The sequence below is a fragment of the Pantoea sp. DY-5 genome (assembly GCF_019795955.1).
GTDB classification, from domain to species: domain Bacteria; phylum Pseudomonadota; class Gammaproteobacteria; order Enterobacterales; family Enterobacteriaceae; genus Pantoea; species Pantoea leporis.
Window position 1 is genome coordinate 14080 of sequence record NZ_JAIMIE010000002.1, and the last position, 19333, is coordinate 33412.

General features: G+C 53.0%; 17 protein-coding genes and 5 tRNA genes. 4 read left to right on the top strand and 18 right to left on the bottom strand.

The window, feature by feature from the left end:
- Window positions 1-24: 24 nt before the first annotated feature.
- Both K5Y30_RS08300 and K5Y30_RS08305 read left to right on the top strand, forming a co-directional pair.
- Window positions 25-819, top strand: a complete 795-nt coding sequence (locus tag K5Y30_RS08300) for an inner membrane protein YpjD (protein ID WP_008108993.1) — start codon at window positions 25-27, stop codon at window positions 817-819.
- Between the two features lie 10 nt (window positions 820-829).
- Window positions 830-2116, top strand: coding sequence for an HlyC/CorC family transporter (locus K5Y30_RS08305; protein WP_176973518.1), 1287 nt, complete (start codon window positions 830-832; stop codon window positions 2114-2116).
- 53 nt (window positions 2117-2169) lie between these two features.
- On the opposite strand, the gene luxS is transcribed toward K5Y30_RS08305, so the two are convergent.
- The 15 genes from luxS to tam all read right to left on the bottom strand — a co-directional run bounded on the left by luxS (window position 2170) and on the right by tam (window position 12969).
- On the bottom strand, window positions 2170-2685 hold the full coding sequence (luxS, locus tag K5Y30_RS08310; RefSeq protein ID WP_222210959.1) for an S-ribosylhomocysteine lyase: 516 nt from the start codon (window positions 2683-2685) through the stop codon (window positions 2170-2172).
- Window positions 2686-2835: 150 nt separating this feature from the next.
- A complete protein-coding gene (gene gshA, locus K5Y30_RS08315; protein WP_110868328.1) occupies window positions 2836-4440 on the bottom strand; it encodes a glutamate--cysteine ligase in 1605 nt (534 codons plus the stop codon).
- A gap of 31 nt (window positions 4441-4471) precedes the next feature.
- Entirely contained in the window at window positions 4472-4900 is a 429-nt protein-coding gene (locus tag K5Y30_RS08320) for a YqaA family protein (RefSeq protein WP_222210961.1), read from the bottom strand.
- Entirely contained in the window at window positions 4897-5463 is a 567-nt protein-coding gene (yqaB, locus tag K5Y30_RS08325; RefSeq protein ID WP_008108985.1) for a fructose-1-phosphate/6-phosphogluconate phosphatase, read from the bottom strand. The genes K5Y30_RS08320 and yqaB overlap by 4 nt, the downstream gene beginning before the upstream one ends.
- Before the next feature lie 241 nt (window positions 5464-5704).
- A tRNA-Arg gene (locus K5Y30_RS08330) sits at window positions 5705-5781 on the bottom strand.
- A gap of 44 nt (window positions 5782-5825) precedes the next feature.
- A tRNA-Arg gene (locus K5Y30_RS08335) sits at window positions 5826-5902 on the bottom strand.
- Window positions 5903-5957: 55 nt separating this feature from the next.
- A tRNA-Arg gene (locus K5Y30_RS08340) sits at window positions 5958-6034 on the bottom strand.
- Window positions 6035-6119: 85 nt separating this feature from the next.
- A tRNA-Arg gene (locus K5Y30_RS08345) sits at window positions 6120-6196 on the bottom strand.
- Window positions 6197-6204: 8 nt separating this feature from the next.
- Window positions 6205-6297: transfer RNA gene (locus K5Y30_RS08350), tRNA-Ser, on the bottom strand.
- Between the two features lie 305 nt (window positions 6298-6602).
- The gene (gene csrA, locus K5Y30_RS08355; protein ID WP_008104508.1) at window positions 6603-6788 is read right to left on the bottom strand and encodes a carbon storage regulator CsrA; all 186 of its coding nucleotides are present in this window, start codon (window positions 6786-6788) and stop codon (window positions 6603-6605) included.
- A gap of 249 nt (window positions 6789-7037) precedes the next feature.
- Window positions 7038-9665 (bottom strand): alanine--tRNA ligase, encoded by a 2628-nt coding sequence (gene alaS, locus K5Y30_RS08360; protein WP_222210962.1) that lies wholly within the window; start codon window positions 9663-9665, stop codon window positions 7038-7040.
- A 135-nt stretch (window positions 9666-9800) separates the two neighbouring features.
- On the bottom strand, window positions 9801-10316 hold the full coding sequence (locus K5Y30_RS08365; RefSeq protein WP_222185591.1) for a regulatory protein RecX: 516 nt from the start codon (window positions 10314-10316) through the stop codon (window positions 9801-9803).
- A gap of 115 nt (window positions 10317-10431) precedes the next feature.
- Window positions 10432-11502 (bottom strand): recombinase RecA, encoded by a 1071-nt coding sequence (gene recA, locus K5Y30_RS08370; RefSeq protein WP_101762617.1) that lies wholly within the window; start codon window positions 11500-11502, stop codon window positions 10432-10434.
- A gap of 93 nt (window positions 11503-11595) precedes the next feature.
- Window positions 11596-12090 carry a nicotinamide-nucleotide amidase gene (gene pncC, locus K5Y30_RS08375; RefSeq protein WP_222210965.1) on the bottom strand — a complete coding sequence of 165 codons (495 nt, stop codon included), beginning with the start codon at window positions 12088-12090 and terminating at the stop codon, window positions 11596-11598.
- A 102-nt stretch (window positions 12091-12192) separates the two neighbouring features.
- On the bottom strand, window positions 12193-12969 hold the full coding sequence (tam, locus tag K5Y30_RS08380; protein ID WP_222210967.1) for a trans-aconitate 2-methyltransferase: 777 nt from the start codon (window positions 12967-12969) through the stop codon (window positions 12193-12195).
- Between the two features lie 166 nt (window positions 12970-13135).
- Here tam and K5Y30_RS08385 point away from each other — a divergent pair, with 166 nt between their 5' ends.
- Entirely contained in the window at window positions 13136-14023 is an 888-nt protein-coding gene (locus K5Y30_RS08385; RefSeq protein ID WP_222185588.1) for a dihydrodipicolinate synthase family protein, read from the top strand.
- A gap of 32 nt (window positions 14024-14055) precedes the next feature.
- Here the strand turns inward: K5Y30_RS08385 and K5Y30_RS08390 are convergent, their stop codons facing one another.
- Together K5Y30_RS08390 and mltB are read right to left on the bottom strand one after the other, a co-directional pair.
- Window positions 14056-14391 carry a zinc ribbon domain-containing protein YjdM gene (locus tag K5Y30_RS08390; RefSeq protein ID WP_222185587.1) on the bottom strand — a complete coding sequence of 112 codons (336 nt, stop codon included), beginning with the start codon at window positions 14389-14391 and terminating at the stop codon, window positions 14056-14058.
- 85 nt (window positions 14392-14476) lie between these two features.
- Window positions 14477-15559 carry a lytic murein transglycosylase B gene (mltB, locus tag K5Y30_RS08395; RefSeq protein ID WP_101762612.1) on the bottom strand — a complete coding sequence of 361 codons (1083 nt, stop codon included), beginning with the start codon at window positions 15557-15559 and terminating at the stop codon, window positions 14477-14479.
- Window positions 15560-15924: 365 nt separating this feature from the next.
- Here mltB and mutS point away from each other — a divergent pair, with 365 nt between their 5' ends.
- Window positions 15925-18468, top strand: coding sequence for a DNA mismatch repair protein MutS (gene mutS, locus K5Y30_RS08400; protein ID WP_192236515.1), 2544 nt, complete (start codon window positions 15925-15927; stop codon window positions 18466-18468).
- A gap of 108 nt (window positions 18469-18576) precedes the next feature.
- Here mutS and K5Y30_RS08405 read toward each other — a convergent pair whose 3' ends face one another.
- Window positions 18577-19323, bottom strand: coding sequence for a GolD/DthD family dehydrogenase (locus K5Y30_RS08405; RefSeq protein ID WP_101762610.1), 747 nt, complete (start codon window positions 19321-19323; stop codon window positions 18577-18579).
- Window positions 19324-19333: the final 10 nt, after the last annotated feature.

Genomic DNA, 19333 nt, shown 5'->3' on the forward strand with positions numbered 1-19333 from the left:
TCTGACCGATACCTGAAAGGATCTATGTTCGTTTTCGCGATCGTGGCGCTGTTCGCCTACTCCCTCAGCCTTGCATTGATCATTCCCAGCCTGCTTAAACGCAACGGTGGCTGGCGTCGTTTTGCTGTGCTTTCTGCCTGCGTGGCGCTGATTGCGCACGCCGTTGCTCTGCAGCAGCGCATTTTTGCTGTTGATAACGGGCAAAATCTCAGCCTGCTTAATATCGGCTCGCTGGTTAGCCTGCTGATCTGCGCCATCATGACGATTGTCGCCTCGCGCAATCGTGGCTGGCTGCTGCTGCCGATTGTTTACAGCTTTGCATTGATTAATCTGGCCTTTGCCACCTTTGTGCCCAATGCCTTTATTACGCATCTGGAAACCACGCCGGGCATGATGGTTCACATCGGTCTGTCGCTGTTTGCCTATGCCACGCTGATCATCGCGGCACTGTATGCGCTGCAGCTGGCGTGGATCGATTACCAGTTGAAAAATAAGAAACTGGCTTTCACTCAGGATATGCCGCCGTTGCTCAGCATTGAGCGCAAAATGTTCCACATCACGCAGATTGGCGTTGTGCTGTTGACGCTGGTGCTGTGCACCGGTTTGCTCTTCATGCATAACCTGTTTAGCGCTGAGAATGTGGATAAAGCGGTTCTCTCCATCATTGCCTGGTTTGTCTACATCGTTCTGCTTTGGGGACACTATCGTGAAGGCTGGCGCGGACGCCGCGTCGTGTGGTTTAACTGTGGCGGCGCATTGCTGCTAACCATGGCCTACTTCGGCAGTCGCGTGCTTCAGCACCTGCTCACCTCTCACTAAGGATTTTGTGTTGGAACACGTTTCAACCACCACGCTGATCATTACGCTGGTCATCATGGTGCTGGTCTCTGCGTATTTCTCCGGTTCAGAGACCGGCATGATGACGCTCAATCGTTACAAACTGCGCCATAAAGCTAAAAGCGGCAATCGCGGCGCGCGTCGGGTAGAAAAACTTCTGCGTCGTCCCGACCGCCTGATCAGCCTGGTTTTAATCGGCAACAACCTCGTTAATATTCTCGCTTCCGCACTCGGTACGATTGTCGGTATGCGCCTGTATGGCGATGCCGGCGTTGCGATTGCCACCGGTATTCTGACTTTTGTGGTGCTGGTATTTGCTGAAGTGCTGCCGAAAACGGTCGCGGCGCTCTATCCGGAAAAAGTGGCCTATCCCAGCAGCGTATTACTGGCTCCACTGCAGTATGTGATGCTGCCGCTGGTGTGGCTGCTGAATACCATTACCCGCATTTTGATGCGCATGGTGGGCATTAAAACCGACGGTTCTATCAGTTCGGCGTTAAGCAAAGAAGAGTTGCGCACCATTGTGCATGAGTCGCGCTCGCTGATGTCGCGGCGTAATCAGGACATGCTGCTATCGGTGCTTGATCTGGAGAAAGTCAGCGTGGATGACATCATGGTGCCGCGCAATGAGATCGTCGGCATCAACGTCAATGATGACTGGAAATCGATTGAGCGCCAGCTAAGTCATTCGCCGCATGGGCGCATCGTCCTGTTCCGCGATTCACTGGATGACTGTGTTGGCATGCTGCGCGTGCGTGAAGCCTGGCGCATGATGACCGAGAAGAAAGAGTTCAACAAAGATCGCCTGCTGCGTGCTGCTGATGAAATTTACTATGTGCCGGAAGGCACGCCGCTTAACGTGCAGCTGGTTAAATTTCAGCGTAACAAAAAGAAAGTCGGCATGGTGGTTGATGAATATGGCGATGTTAAAGGCTTAGTGACGATCGAAGATATTCTGGAAGAGATCGTCGGCGATTTCACCACCTCCATGTCGCCGTCGCTGGCCGAAGAAGTGATGCCGCAGAATGATGGTTCCGTATTGATTGAAGGCAGCGCCAATGTGCGTGAAATCAACAAAGCCTTTAACTGGACGCTGCCGGAAGAGGATGCGCGCACCATTAACGGCATGCTGCTGGAAGCACTTGAAGAGATTCCGCTGGTCGATACCCGCGTTACGATTGGCGCCTACGATATCGATATCCTTGATGTGCAGGACAATATGGTGAAGCAGGTGCGCATCACGCCGCACCACGCACTAAAATCCTCCATCGGCTCCTGAAGCCTGCAAACAAAAACGCCGCGATAATCGCGGCGTTTTTCATTGTGTCTCAACTAGATGTGCAGCTCTTTCAGCTTTTCAGCTGGTAACTTCAAATCTTCGTTGCGGTTCACGCCAATCTCGTGAGCCAGCACATTGCGCGCGATCTGCTGCGCTTCATCCAGTGAGTGCAACTTGTAGCTGCCGCACTGATATTCGTTCAGCTCTGGAATCTGGCCCTGCTCTTTGACTTTCAGAACATCTTCCATCGCGCCTTTCCAGGCTTTCGCTACACGCTGCTCGTCAGGCGTACCAATCAAACTCATGTAGAAGCCGGTACGGCAACCCATTGGAGAGATGTCGACGATTTCAACACCATCACCATTCAGGTGATTACGCATGAAGCCAGCAAACAGGTGCTCCAGCGTATGAATGCCACGCTCAGTCAGAATTTCAATATTCGGACGGCAAAAACGCAGGTCGAAAACGGTGATGGTATCGCCATGCGGAGTTTTCATGGTTTTTGCTACGCGTACTGCAGGTGCGCCCATGATGGTGTGATCAACAGTAAAACTATCCAGTAGTGGCATACGTCACCTCCTGTTTTGAGATTTTTTTTAAAACGATGAAACTTTTCTGTTCGTCCAGCGTCTGAATATATGAAAGACGCGCATTTGTTATCATCATCCCTGACAACAGAGATGTTTATTTTGGCCACATTGATGTGGCCATTTTCTTTTCTAGCCTTCGCGACCCGCAAGGTAGCTTTCGAAATCCAGCGTATCGCTCTGTTCCAGCTTCTCTTGTGCCTGCACCGACTCCAGCGCCTGACGACTAAAATCTTCTTCAGTCAGAATCTCTAACGACTCTTCACACAGCAGATGACGATATTGCTCTGCCAATGCCACGCCCGCGCCGGTCAAACCGTTTTCTTTGATCGCATGCAGGATGCGCGCCGAATAGGTTAGCTCAGGATCGTCGAAAGATGCCACCAGTTGATCGCAAACCTGTTGATATTGCGTGTTGCCGTGATTGCTGTCGAGCACTTCCGCCACGCGACGCAGATCGGCAAACAGCGCTTTACCCACTTCAACTAGCGTATGTTCTTTTTCGCTGCAACCTACAGCAATGACCTGGCCAGGCTTACGCCCTTCCATCACCACGCGATTCCAGTTTTTACGCGTACACAGCAGCTCATCCGCGCTCATTTCTGGCGCATCCGCCAGCGTACACCAAATCAGGAACAGATCGAGGAAGCGCGCCTGATCGGCATCTACGCCAATCGCGGAGAATGGGTTGATATCCAGCGAACGCACTTCGATATACTCAATACCGCCGCGCAGCAGCGCATCAGAGGGTGCTTCGCCTGAACGCGTAACGCGTTTCGGACGAATCGGCGCATACAGCTCATTTTCAATCTGCAGCACGTTGGTGTTCAGTTGCAGCCAGTTGCCATCGGCATCTTTGGTGCCCATAGCGGCATACTCTTCCGACGGCGTTTTAATCGCTGCCTTCAGTGCTGCAACGTAACCTTCCAGCGAGTTAAAAGTTATACCCAAACCGCTCTGCGATTTGTTGGTATAACCAAGGTCGCTCAGGCGCAGTGAGGTGGCGTGAGGCAGCCACAGCGTACCCTTGCCATCACCTTCAAACGGCAGATTGCTCTCGCGCCCTTGCAGGAACGAGGAGCAAATCGCTGGCGATGCACCGAACAGATACGGAATGACCCAGCCGAAACGATAGTAGTTGCGAATCAAACGCAGATAGCCGGCAGAGATGGTCTCTTTACCGCTTTCGGCATCTTTTACATCCGCCCACTCCTGCCAAAACGACAGCGGCAACGAGAAGTTGTAGTGCACGCCAGAGATAATCTGCATCAGCGCGCTATAGCGATTCTTCAGCCCCTGACGATACAACGTTTTCATTTTGCCAATGTTCGAGCTGCCATACTGCGCCAGCTCGATGCTATCAACGTCATCAATGAAGCCTGGCATGCTGAAAGGCCACAAGCGCTCCTCGCCTAACTCACGCGCCACATGGCGGTGAATATCGCGCAGAAACGCCAGTGAACGATCGATGCTCTGATCAACCGGCGTGATGAACTCCATCAGCGTTTCGGCAAAATCGGTGGTGATCCAATCATGCTTGAGCGCTGAACCGAGTGACTCAGGATGTCCTGTGGTTGCCAGGTGACCATCGGGTTTTACGCGTAATGATTCGCGCTCAATACCACGGCCGATACCCTTTAACGCGTCAGGATGCGCCTCCAGCCAGGAAAGTGCCTTAGATACGTCCGGGATCACGTTAACCTCCCGCTGTGTTAATAATTTATTTTTGTTCAGCATAATGTTAGCCGTAGCCTCGAATCTGTGCGAATCAATGCCACCATTGCATTGTTTGCAATGTGGCGGTCGCGATAACGATATAACGCAGCGTTTTACCAATGGCGAGGAACAGCACTGAAGGCAGCCAGGCAAAGCGCAACCAGCCTGCGAGTACGCAGAGCAAGTCGCCCACTACCGGCAGCCAGCTAAAAATCAGTGCTGCAGGTCCTAATCGGTGTAACCACGTCATTGCTGTGTCGTGCCATCGCCCTTGCCCTTTTGGCGGCATCAGGCGACCAAGAAGAATGTTGGTCAGGCCACCCAGCGTGTTTCCCACTGATGCAGCCAATAACAATCCATAAACCGAACCTTTTTGGGCGATCAGCAGTGCAACCAGCACCGCTTCCGAGCTTCCTAGTAACAGAGTCGCGCTAAGAAAGCTGCTGCCGAATAACGATCCATAGGTCAGAAATTCATTCACAGTAAACGGACATCAACCACGTCCATGCCTGCTGCTTTGGCGGCTTGTACGCCGAAGTCAGCATCCTCAAACACAACACAGCGCTCGGGCGCGATACCCATTAATTCAGCGCAACGTAAAAAGGTATCCGGCTGCGGCTTATGACGCTGTACGTCATCCGCTCCGACCACCGCATCAAACAGGTGGTAAACACCTAACTCTTCGAGTAGGGCTTTTGCCAGGCTGTGTTCACTGCCGGTGCCCACCGCCATCGGACGGCGACCATGATAAGCCTTTACCACGTCCATCAACGGCAGCGGACGCACGTCATCCAGCAACATAGCTTTCAGTGCAGCGGTTTTTTCCGCCGCCAGCAGATGCGGATCGTGCGTTGCATTGTTCTGCTCAAGAATGAACTGCGCCAGTTGCCAGGTTGGAGCGCCATTGAAGCCCACCATTTTTTCTTCATCCATGGTGAAACCATAGCGGCCAAGCACCTGCTGCCAGGCTTTTCGATGTGTCGGCTCAGTATCCAGAATGGTGCCGTCCATATCGAAAATCAGGGCGTCATATTGGTCGTACATTGTCACTCCATCGAGCACCACAAAATGAGCCATTACTTTAGCGTAATGCGCTCAGGTTGTCGCCAGGCGCGCTTAACCGCAAATGCTTTGAAAGCATTAGTTTTTTTCGTTTTCAGAAAAAGGTCAGAGTGCAATGCCGTGGATAAACGCCGGTAAATTCAGCGATTTTTTTACAAGTTGATTTGATTGCTGCAGGATTTAGAAACTGAGAGTCAAAAACAGAAAGGTATCGAAGAAGAGATGGTGCACCCAGGAGGATTCGAACCTCCGACCGCTCGGTTCGTAGCCGAGTACTCTATCCAGCTGAGCTATGGATGCATTGAGTTACTGCTGAAGAAAATTTTGAGAAGTTTGAAGAGGAATGGTGCATCCAGGAGGATTCGAACCTCCGACCGCTCGGTTCGTAGCCGAGTACTCTATCCAGCTGAGCTATGGATGCATTGAGGTTTTCTTACGATGGACTAACTGAAACAACCTGAGGATGATACGAAGAATGGTGCATCCAGGAGGATTCGAACCTCCGACCGCTCGGTTCGTAGCCGAGTACTCTATCCAGCTGAGCTATGGATGCATCGAGTTAATTCTTGTACAACGCAGGGTGCTAACAACTCACCATGAAAGGAACTGCTCGTTCACTCTTACTTCACCATTCCGAATGGTGCATCCAGGAGGATTCGAACCTCCGACCGCTCGGTTCGTAGCCGAGTACTCTATCCAGCTGAGCTATGGATGCATCGGAAATGGCGGTGAGGCGGGGATTCGAACCCCGGATGCAGCTTTTGACCGCATACTCCCTTAGCAGGGGAGCGCCTTCAGCCTCTCGGCCACCTCACCTTACGCGTTCTTCCGAACCGTGCTTCTGAACTTGTTTCTGCTCATCGGCACTGCGTGGCGCACATATTACTTTCCCGGACTTATAAGTCAAACATTTATTTCCAGCCTTTTGTTTGATTGCACAAATGACACTCAATTCGGATGCTTTAGCGACAAAAAGAGTGATTTATCAACAAAGAAAGCCTGCTGGAGAACAGAAATGGGCGTTAAAAGATTTGGGGGATTGAGAAAGGAAAGCGGGAGATGTGCGGGACTGGAGGGGAAAAACCGGTAGCGCCTCGCTCAGGAGCGAGGCGCTGAATCCGTTAGTAACTCGAGGCTTGAGTTTTTTCGGCTTGAATACGCTGATAGATCTCTTCGCGATGTACCGAAACTTCTTTAGGCGCGTTAACCCCAATGCGGACCTGGTTACCTTTTACACCCAGCACCGTTACAGTCACCTCATCGCCAATCATGAGGGTTTCACCAACTCGACGAGTTAGAATAAGCATTCTTTGCTCCTTGAAAGATTAAAAGAGTCGGGCTTGTTCGGTCTCCCGGCCGTATCCATCATATAACGCTGAACAATGCCTATGACAAATACACCATTGTGCTTCGCCATGCCAATACATTCTGCTGATAGTTAGTTTAGCCGAAATACACTACATCAACCGGACTTTGTCATTACCTGGTGTGCACCGCGTTAAAAAAGCGCCAGAAAACGGGCTTCTGGCGCTTATCACAATGCGAAGTTTTATACGTTACAGTCGGTTACTTACCCATTCCTGCACGCCTGCCAGCGCGCCAGCCAGCGCCTGCGGATTGGTACCGCCGGCCTGAGCCATATCTGGACGACCACCGCCTTTACCACCAACCTGAGAGGCAAGTTCGCCAATCAGCTCGCCGGCTTTTACACGGTCAGTGAGATCTTTGGTCACACCCGCAATCAGTGAAACTTTGCCATCATCAACCGTTGCCAGAACGATAATGGCAGACGTTAACTGGTTCTTCAGGTCGTCAACCATGGTACGCAACATTTTCGGCTCAACGTTGCTCAGTTCACTGACCAGCAACTTCGTGCCTTTAACGTCAATCGCCTTACTGCTTAGTGACGCGCTTTCCTGCGCAGCTTGCTGATCGCGCAGTTGCTGCAACTCTTTTTCCAGCGCGCGGACGTGATCAACGAGGCCGCGCACTTTCTCATTCAGGTTACTGCTATTGGCTTTCACCAATTGCGCCACATCCAGCAACTGTTGGCTCTGCGCATTCACTTGTGCCAACGCACCTTCGCCGGTTACGGCTTCAATGCGGCGTACACCTGCAGCAGTGCCCGATTCAGACTGAATGCGGAACAGGCCAATATCACCGGTACGCAGCGCGTGAATACCACCACAGAGTTCGGTAGAGAAATCACCCATGGTCAGCACACGTACGCGCTGATCATATTTCTCACCAAACAGCGCCATTGCGCCCTTCTGTTTTGCGTCATCGAGATCCATGATTTCGGTCTCAACGACAAGGTTACGGCGAATCTGCGCGTTAACAATATCCTCAACCTGACGGATTTCCTGCGGTTTCATGGCTTCAAAATGAGAGAAGTCGAAACGCAGATATTTATCGTTAACCAGCGAGCCTTTCTGTCCTACGTGATCACCCAACACCTGACGCAGTGCTGCATGCAGCAAGTGCGTAGCGGAGTGATTCAAACGGATGCGTGCGCGACGCGTTTCATCAACCTGCGCATGCAAACGGTCACCAACGCGTAACTGACCGCTGCTCAGCTTACCGATATGACCAATCGCTTTACCATACTTCTGCGTGTCCTGAACGCTAAATTCAGCATTCTGCCCAGCCAGCACGCCGGTATCGCCAACCTGTCCACCTGACTCGCCGTAGAACGGCGTTTCGTCCAGAACGACCACCGCGTCCTGACCTGCGCTGATCTGCTCAACTTGCTGACCGTCGACGAACAGTGCTTCGACTGTCGCGTTCAGTTCCAGATGGTCATAGCCTTTAAAGTCGGTTGCGGCATCGATGCGAATGACATTGTTATAGTCGGCACCAAAACCACTGGCTTCACGCGCACGCTGACGCTGCTGCTCCATCGCGGCTTCAAAACCCGCTTCATCGATCTTCAGATTGCGCTCACGGCACACGTCAGCGGTCAAATCCGCCGGGAAACCGAAGGTATCGTACAGACGGAACACCGTTTCGCCATCAAGCGTATCGCCCTGCAGCTTGGCCAGTTCTTCATCCAGCAGCGCGAGTCCACGCTCCAGCGTTTTAGCAAACTGCTCTTCTTCGTTCTTCAGCGCGTTTTCAACATGCTTCTGCTGACGCTTCAGGTCTTCGCCTGCAGCACCCATCACCTCAATCAGTGGCGCAACCAGCTTGTAGAAGAAGGCTTCTTTCGCACCCAGCATATTGCCATGACGCACCGCGCGACGAATGATGCGACGCAATACATAGCCGCGGTTTTCGTTCGATGGGATTACGCCATCAGCGATCAGGAAGGCACAAGAGCGAATATGGTCAGCGATAACGCGCAGCGACTTGTTATCCAGATCGGTTGCGCCCGTTACCTGCGCAACTGATTTGATCAATTTGGCAAACAGATCGATTTCATAGTTGGAGTTAACGTGCTGCAACACCGCAGCAATACGCTCCAGACCCATGCCGGTATCCACTGACGGTTTCGGCAGCGGATCCATGGTGCCGTCGGCCTGACGGTTGAACTGCATGAAGACGATGTTCCAGATCTCAATGTAACGATCGCCATCTTCTTCCGGGCTGCCCGGCGGGCCACCCCAGATATGATCACCGTGATCGAAGAAAATTTCGGTGCATGGACCGCAAGGACCGGTGTCGCCCATCTGCCAGAAGTTATCTGATGCGTAGGCGCTGCCTTTGTTGTCACCGATACGGATAATGCGCTCACGCGGCACACCAATATCGTTAGCCCAGATTTCGAAGGCTTCATCGTCTGTTTCATAGACGGTCACCCACAGGCGCTCTTTAGGCAGCTTAAACCACTGCTCACCCGTCAGCAGTTCCCATGCATAAGCGATCGCTTCTTTCTTGAAGTAATCGCCAAAGCTGAAGTTGCCCAACATTTCAAAGAAGGTATGGTGACGTGCCGTGTAGCCCACGTTTTCGAGGTCGTTATGCTTGCCGCCGGCACGCACACAACGCTGAGACGTCGTTGCACGCGCGTAGTCGCGCTTATCCTGACCGAGGAAAACGTCTTTAAACTGGACCATCCCGGCATTTGTAAACAGTAAAGTCGGGTCGTTGTTCGGTACGAGGGAGCTGCTGGCTACAACCTGATGTCCCTTGCTATGAAAAAAGTCGAGAAACGCTTGACGGATCTCAGCAGTGCTCTTGCTCATAAAATTCCTGGAATCACGCTAACGAACGTTCCCTTTCGCTGGCAAACCCTATCCATCCGGCCTGCCGCTGACTGAGGAACAAAAAGTGGGAATAAGATAAATTTTCTTCAGTGGGAAGTAAAATCACATCGCCTTTCAGTCGTCACTATTTCTGAAAACAGCCTGAATATCTTCCATCATAAAGCCTTTCGACATCAAAAAACGCTGAACCTTGCTTTTCTCGGCCCAGGTTTGCGGCAAGGGTTCGCCAAATTTGCGTTTGGCAAGATCGGCTGCGCACTGGCTCCAGTCCACTTCGGTATCGAACAGCGCTTGATTGATCTCATCGCGCCCAATGCCTTTTTGCTGCAACTCCATCCGCACGCGCTGTGGCCCATATCCCTTACGCGCACGGCTCTGAATAAAGCGCTCGGTAAAGCGCTCATCGTTGAGCCAACCGCTCTCCTGACACCAGTCGAGTACTTTTTCCAGTAACTCGCCGGGGATTGGCGTGTTTTCCTGCTGCTGCAGATAGGCTGCACGTTGGGAAGATAGCTGCAACTTACGCTTCAGCTCTTCTCGGCTATGATCGCGCTGCGAAAGGATGCGCATAGCGCGGTCGAGTAAACGGGAATATGTTGGCACCGGTGCCGCAGATGGTGATGATGACATAGGATCAACCTTGTTCTAACAGTCGTGCAGGGTCGCAGAGTAAAGCAAGAAGGCAGAGAGGAAAAGCGCTGGCGGGAAAAAGCAAAACGGGAGCATTTCTGCTCCCGTTAATATTTTAGAAATCTTCGTTGGTTTCGCTGGCTTCTTCGCGATCATCCGCGGAGATTTTCGCGGTGTCTGCGGCGGCGACATCACCACTTAGCAGTAAGTCACGCAGCTTCTTGTCGATTTCATTCGCAATCGCCGGGTTCTCTTTAAGGAAGTTGGTGGAGTTAGCTTTACCCTGACCAATCTTCTCACCGTTGTAGCTGTACCACGCGCCGGCTTTCTCAACCAGTTTGTGCTTCACGCCAAGATCCACCAGCTCGCCAAAGGTGTTGATACCTTCGCCGTACATGATTTGGAATTCAGCCTGCTTAAACGGTGCCGCAACTTTGTTCTTCACGACTTTCACGCGGGTTTCGCTACCTACCACTTCGTCGCCCTCTTTAATCGCACCGATACGGCGGATATCCAGACGAACAGAAGCGTAGAATTTCAGCGCGTTACCGCCGGTTGTGGTTTCTGGGTTACCGAACATCACACCAATCTTCATACGAATCTGGTTGATGAAAATCAGCAGCGTGTTGGACTGCTTCAGGTTACCCGCCAGCTTACGCATTGCCTGGCTCATCATACGAGCGGCCAGACCCATGTGCGAATCGCCAATCTCGCCTTCGATTTCCGCTTTCGGCGTCAGCGCCGCCACGGAGTCGACGATGATGACGTCAACCGCGCCTGAACGCGCCAGCGCATCACAGATCTCCAGCGCTTGCTCACCGGTATCCGGCTGTGAACACAGCAGGTTATCAATATCAACGCCCAGTTTTTTCGCGTACACCGGATCCAGTGCGTGCTCAGCATCGATAAAGGCACAGGTTTTACCTTTGCGCTGTGCAGAAGCAATAACCTGCAGCGTCAGCGTGGTTTTACCGGAAGATTCCGGTCCGTAAATCTCAACGATACGGCCCATCGGCAAGCCACCCGCGCCCAGCGCGATATCCAGTGACAGTGAACCGGTAGAGATGGTTTCGACATCCATTGAGCGGTCTTCACCCAAGCGCATGATGGAGCCTTTACCAAATTGCTTCTCAATCTGGCCCAGTGCGGCAGCTAAAGCCTTCTGTTTGTTCTCGTCGATCGCCATTTCCACTCCTAATCATGCTGGGTGAGTCGACATCAAGTATGTCGCTCGTTCTGTTGCCGCTAATTATACTGTATGGTCATACAGTATCAAGTTTTAATTTATCAGAAATTCATCAAGCAGCGTTTGCAGCGCCCAAGCCACTGACTGACGGCGTACCGCATCACGGTCGCCAGCAAAGATCTGCCGCTGCGCTAGTACGCGCCCCTCTGGACCCACAATCGCAAACCACACGGTGCCCACCGGTTTATCGGGCGTGCCACCTTCCGGACCGGCAATGCCGCTTACAGCGATGGCGTATTCTGCCGCTGCCGCTTTAGCCGCACCGTTAGCCATCTCACGCACCGTCTGTTCACTTACGGCGCCATGCTGCTGCAGCGTTGTCTCCTGTACGCCGACCATCTGCTGCTTAGCTTCATTGCTGTAAGTGACGAAACCGCGCTCAAACCAGGCAGAGCTGCCGCTGATATCAGTAAATACTTTCGCAATCCAGCCGCCGGTGCAGGATTCTGCAGCAGTCACCGTGGCCTGACGTCTTTTCAGCTTTTCGCCAATGCGGTGGCTTAGCTGCTGTAACTGTTCATCGTTCATCGCCTTCTCCCGTTGTGGCGCTTCACGTTAGCAGTAAATGGTGCGCTGAAAAGCCCTTTTCAACCTTCAGCCATCATTTCTGCGCAGTGGCTTCCAGATACCTTAGCCAGTTTTCACTGCAACCATAAACAGACGCGGGAAGGCTAACAAAACCTTGCCGTTACTGCGTGCGGGGTAAGCCGGAATGAGGGCCTGATGATAATCATGAAGAAATGCTGCCTGCTGCGTTTCATCCAGCCCCGCGAGGAAAGGACGCAGCCCGGTGGCACGCAACCAGGTAATGATGCCCTGCGCATCTGCCATCGGGTGATAATAAGTAGTGCGCCAGATATCAACCTGGCAACCCGCATCGGTCAGCAGATCGTAATAGCAATAGGTGGTTAGCAGGCGTTTGCGATCCGCCGCTTGTGGCGAAATCAGCGCCTGCCATTTTTCATTCGCCGCCACTTCACGCATCAAACGGTGTGACGGTTCTTCAAGATTATCGGGCATCTGAATCGCTAACGCGCCACCGATGCCCAATTGATCAACCAGATGCGGCAGCAAGGTGTGATGCTCGGTCAACCACTGCAGCGAGGCGTTAGCATAGATGACCTGCTGCGGCTGTTCGGCCTGCCAGCGACGAATATCGGCCTGCAGGAAATGGCAATTGGGGAGACGTTCGCGCGCCTGCTCTAACATTGCGGCAGAACTGTCAATTCCGGTTATCTTCGCCTCCGGCCAGGCTTGTGCCAGTAGCTCGGTGCTGTTGCCGGGTCCGCAACCAAGATCGGTGGCAAAGCGCACATCATCGAGCGGAATGCGCTCCAATAGCTCGCGCGCCGGGCGGGTTCGCTCTGATTCGAATTGGCGATACAGCTGTGGATTCCAGTCTTGCATGGCAATGCTCCTGTCTTGGCTGAGGGGCTAAACACTACCTGCTTTTCCCGCCTTTATAGAAAGAGAAAAGTGCGATATCTCACCTTTTTACCCTCGCTAGCTGGTTAGCCAGCGCAGATGCCATTAAGTTAAAACGATGTTTCATTTTCCAAATAAGGAGCTTGATATGTCTGCACAACCCGCATTGCCCGGCGTATGGTGTCCGTCAGTAACTCCCTTTGATAGCAACAATAATCTGGATATTGATGCGCTAGGACGCCATTTTGCGCGCCTTAGCCAATCAGGCATTGATACCTTGCTGCTGATGGGCAGCATTGGCGAATTTGCATCGCTCTCGCAGCAGGAGCGCCTGTTAATGATTCGCGAGGCGCGCCAACTCTCACCACTGACCATGGTGGCAAATGTCTCCAGCACCTGTATTGCGGACATGCTGCAACTGGCAGATGCGGCCTGGCAAAACGGATTTGATGCTGTGATGGTGCTGCCTCCTTACTATTACGGGCAGACACAGAAACAGCTGCTGAGCTATTTCAAAGCGCTGGATGCACAGCTGGGCGGCAAGTGGTTCGCCTACAATTTCCCCGCACGAACCGGCTGCGATTTAACGCCGGCGCTGGTCGCAGAACTGGCGGCAGAGCTGCCCAACTTTATCGGCATCAAAGACACCATGGATTGCTTGTCGCACAATCGCGCAATGATTGAAGAAACGAAGCAGGTGCGCAGCGATTTCACCGTGCTTTCCGGCTATGACGAATATCTGTTGCCCAATCTACTGGCTGGCGGTTCAGGTGTGATTTCCGGCTTGAACAATATTGTACCGGAGCTATTTGCCCGTGCGATGCAGGCCTGGCGGGCGGGCGATGTAGCGCAGCTCAGTGAGATTCAACAACGTATTGGTAAACTGATGGCGATTTACACTATCGGCGATGATTTTGTTACCACCATAAAAACGGCTGTTGCACGTCGATTTGATTCAATGCGCAGCGACTCGCGCAATTATGGTGGCGAGCTAACAGTGGAACAGTGCGAGGAAGTGGATCGTTTACTGAGTTGAAACAAACAGGACGGCGCAAAGCCGTCCCATAATTAGTTCTTTTTGACGAACTCAGATTTGAGTTTCATCTGGCCAAAACCATCAATTTTGCAATCAATGTTGTGATCGCCTTCGACCAGACGAATGCTTTTGACTTTGGTACCAATTTTCAGCGTCGAAGAGCTGCCTTTAACCTTAAGATCTTTAACGACAGTCACGCTGTCGCCATCCGCTAACAGGTTGCCGTTGGCATCGCGTACCACCAAACCGTCAGCTACATCATCGGCGCTTGCCGTCCAGATATGGCCGCAAGATGGACAATTCAGGTTCTCGCCATCTTGCCAGGTGTAATCAGCCTGGCATAAAGGACAGGCAGGTAAGGTACTCATAAGCGCTCCTCAGAAGTCGGATGCGGTGAAGATGGCACCGCAAAAGGGGCGCCATCTTATACCCTCACACTTTATATGGACAGCATTAAAACAGGCTGCCCTGACGTGCTTTAGCGACGGCTTCACCCAACTGCCACACCGCCATTGCATAGTGGGTGCTGTGGTTGTAGCGCGTAATGGCGTAGAAATTCGGCAGGCCATACCAATATTGATAGCTGGTGCCGAGATCCAAACGCAGCAGACTGACCTGAGTATTGCCGTCCAGCGATCCCTGTGGCGTTAACCCACTCGCGGCTAAGGTGCTGACCGGGTACTTAGTTTTAAAGCCATTCTCCAATGCCGGAGCCTGCCCGCTGGCTGGCACCGCAACGTTCTCGCCCGCACGCCAGCCGTGTTCTTTGAAGTAGTTGGCTACGCTGCCAATCGCATCAACCGGATCCCAAAGGTTGATATGACCATCGCCATTAAAATCGACTGCGTATTGCTTATAAGAGGATGGCATGAACTGTCCATAACCCATAGCACCGGCAAAGGAGCCGCGCAGATCCAGCGGATCGTCTTGCTCTGTGCGCGCCATCAGCAGGAAGGTCTCCAGCTCACCGCTGAAGTAAGCTGCACGACGCGGATAGCTAAATGACAAGGTTGCCAGCGCATCCAGCAAGCGCGTCTTGCCCATTACCCTGCCCCAGCGCGTTTCAACGCCGATAATGCCGACAATGATTTCCGGCGGCACGCCGTAAACCTGCTGCGCACGCTGTAGCGCATCCTGATACTGATTCCAGAATGCCACGCCGTTCTGCACGTTATCCGGCGTAATAAACTTGTTGCGATAGCGAATCCACGCGCCATTCGGTCCGGTTGGCGGCGTATAGCTCGGGGCTTGCTGATCCATCAAACGCAGCACGTAATCCAGACGCTTCGCCTGGCCGATAACCGCATGCAACTGTTCACGGTTAAAACCGTGTTTTGCCACCATTTGATCAATGAACTGTTCAGCGGCGGGGTTACCCGCAAAATCGCCAAACATCGGTTGAACCGCGTGCGAAGGTTCCAGCAAAAAACCGCCTTTCGGTGCAGGCACAACGGCGGGCTGCTGATGGGATGCGGGCTTACTGCTGCAGGCAGCAAGCAGAGTAATAAGCGGAAGAAGAGCAACCTTAAAACGCATTGGATATCCATAAGCCAGGTGAAACCGGAAGCACTCATGGTAATCGTTCATCGGGGTGACATACAGAGCAATATCTTAAAATTTAGCCGTTTCCCGCCCGTTCAGCCGGTTGCAACGCGAATTTGCGAAACCGCTCCACACTTTACCTTTTTCATTAAATTTTGCTTTTTACCGTTTGCGGCAATTTGTTAAGGTCGGCAGCCATAAAGCCCCGCAGGCGGATGAAGGTTACGCGGCAAAAATGGTAATATCCCGCTTTCGTTATCCGTCCACGTGATAACGACACTTCCGGGCTGCATTGACCCAGCCTCAGGTAATTAAAAGAATGAATGTTGAGTGAGAATGAGATGAAAGGAGCAGAGCAAATGGACTTTAGTGGCCATACGCCGATGATGCAGCAATACCTGCGCCTGAAGGCCGATCATCCTGACATCCTGCTGTTTTATCGCATGGGCGATTTTTACGAGCTGTTTTACGATGACGCGAAACGCGCCTCGCAACTACTGGAGATCTCTCTGACCAAACGCGGCGCCTCTGCTGGGGAACCGATTCCGATGGCGGGCGTGCCTTACCATGCGGTTGAAGGCTATCTGGCGAAACTGGTCCAGCTCGGCGAATCGGTGGCGATCTGTGAGCAGATTGGCGACCCAGCCTTGAGCAAAGGCCCGGTTGAGCGAAAAGTGGTGCGCATCGTTACACCCGGCACCATCAGCGATGAAGCGTTGCTGCAAGAGCGCCAGGATAACCTGCTCGCCGCCATCTTCCAGAGCCAGCGCGGTTTTGGTTATGCAACACTGGACATCAGTTCTGGTCGCTTCCGCCTGAGTGAACCCGGCGATCTGGAGACGATGGCAGCAGAACTGCAGCGCACCAATCCGGCTGAACTGCTCTATCCCGAAGATTTCCAGGCAATGACGTTGATCGATCAACGCCGTGGCCTGCGTCGCCGCCCGCTGTGGGAATATGAAATCGATACGGCGCGCCAGCAGCTCAATCTGCAATTTGGCACCCGCGACTTAAGTGGTTTTGGCGTTGAGCAGGCGCATCTGGCGCTACGCGCTGCAGGATGTCTGCTGCAATATGTTAAAGACACGCAGCGCACGTCGTTACCGCACATTCGCTCGCTGAGCATGGAGCGTCAGCAGGATAGCGTGATCATGGATGCTGCTACGCGCCGCAACCTGGAGATAACGCAAAACCTGGCCGGCGGCATCGAGAACACACTGGCGGCGATACTGGATAAAACCGTCACGCCGATGGGCAGCCGTATGCTGAAACGCTGGCTGCATATGCCGCTGCGCGATGTCACGACCATTGCTCGGCGTCAGGAGTCTATCGCAGAACTGCAATCGCTTAGTCAGGAGCTGCAGCCGGTGCTGCGCCAGGTGGGCGATCTGGAGCGTATTCTGGCGCGACTGGCACTGCGCACCGCGCGCCCACGCGATTTGGCACGTATGCGCCATGCCTTCCAGCAGTTGCCAGCGTTAAATCAACAACTTGAAGGCGTTGAAGCCACGCAGTTAATTAATCTGCGATCTCAGATGGGCGAATTTACCGAACTACGTGAGTTGCTGGAACAGGCGATCATTGAATCGCCACCGGTGCTGGTGCGCGACGGTGGCGTGATCGCTCCGGGATACAACGCTGAACTCGACGAATGGCGTGCACTGGCTGATGGCGCCACCGATTATCTTGATCGTCTGGAAATCCGTGAGCGCGAGAAACTCGGGCTGGATACGCTGAAAGTCGGCTTTAACGCGATTCACGGCTACTACATTCAGGTCAGCCGTGGTCAAAGCCATCTGGTGCCGATTCATTACGTTCGCCGCCAGACGCTGAAGAATGCTGAACGCTATATCATCCCTGAACTAAAAGAGTATGAAGATAAGGTTCTGACGTCGAAAGGCAAAGCGCTGGCGCTGGAGAAAGGTCTCTACGATGAGCTGTTTGACCGCTTGCTACCGCATCTTGAAGCCCTGCAAATCAGTGCGGCTGCTCTCTCTGAGCTGGACGTGCTAGCAAACCTGGCCGAACGTGCATGGACGCTGAATTATTGCCGCCCGGTGCTGCAAGAAAAAGCCGGCATCCGTATTACTGCAGGCCGCCATCCGGTGGTCGAGCAGGTATTGAAAGAGCCGTTTATCGCGAATCCGCTGTCACTCTCACCGCAGCGTCGCATGCTGATCATTACCGGCCCCAATATGGGTGGTAAAAGTACCTACATGCGCCAGACAGCGTTGATCGCGCTGATGGCGTGGATAGGCAGCTATGTGCCAGCAGAGGAGACCGTCATCGGCCCTATCGATCGCATTTTCACGCGCGTCGGGGCTGCTGATGATCTGGCTTCCGGACGCTCGACCTTTATGGTGGAGATGACGGAAACCGCCAACATTCTGCATAACGCTACCGAAAACAGTCTGGTACTGATGGATGAAATCGGGCGCGGCACCTCAACTTATGATGGTTTGTCGCTGGCATGGGCCTGCGCTGAAAGTTTAGCGAATCGCATTAAGGCCATGACGCTGTTTGCCACGCACTATTTCGAGCTGACCACGCTGCCGGAAAAAATGGAAGGTGTCGTGAATGTGCATCTGGATGCGGTCGAACACGGAGACACCATCGCCTTTATGCACAGCGTGCAGGATGGTGCTGCAAGCAAAAGTTATGGTCTCGCGGTGGCGGCGCTGGCGGGCGTGCCGAAGGAAGTGATTAAGCGCGCGCGTAACAAGCTGAAGGAGCTGGAAGCGTTATCTGGCAGCTCCGCCGCATCCACAGTGGAAGGTTCGCAAATGCAGTTGCTGGTGGCAGAAACCTCACCGGCGGTTGATGCGCTTGAGGCACTGGACCCAGACAGCTTAACGCCGAAGCAAGCGCTGGAATGGATCTATCGCTTGAAAACGCTGGTGTAGTTATTCGCCCGCCCAGAAGCAACGTTCTGTGCGGGCCATTTTTTCTTTCTTACAATTCCCTGGTGTTAAGCAATTTCAGCGGGCTCATACTAATCAACTCGCCCGGCTTTAAATCACACTATATCCCCCATCGATCACTAAATTCTCGCCATTGACCATTGCCGCTTCATTGCTGCTGAGATACAGCACCGTACTCGCGACTTCGTCAGGTGTGGCAAAACGTCGTGATGGGATTTTTGATTTCATCTGCTCCGCTCGCTCCCCATGCCAGTAACGCTTACCTAATTCCGTCTCAACCACCGTTGGTGAAATGGCATTAGCGGTAATACCAAACGGCCCCAACTCCGCTGCCAACACCCGCGTGAAAGACACCATACCTGATTTGCTGGTGCAATATGCCGCGTGCTCATTGAGTGCAATGACGCTGGCCTGTGAGGCGATGTTAATCAGGCGGCCAAAACCGTGTTCTTTCATATATCGAGCACAATGCTGAGCGAGGAAGAATGGCGCGGTCATGTTAATCAACATCGTGGTATTCCAGCTGGCGAGTTGCACTTCGCCCACGGATTCCAGCATGCCAATACCGGCGTTATTGACCAGGATGTCAATGCGGCCAAAATCATGGTGAATCTGCTCAACCAGTTCGCCAAGCGCTTCGACATTAGCCAGATCGAAAACGTAACCTCGCGCAGGGTTGTCCATCTTGCTGGCAACCGTTTTTACCTCTTCTGCGCGATCGATCATCGCCACTTGAGCACCCGCAGCACTTAAACAGCGGGCAATGGCGTAACCAATTCCCGATGCGGCGCCGGTGACGATGGCGACCTTATTTTGCAGTGAAAATGGTGTTGTCATATTGTGGTCC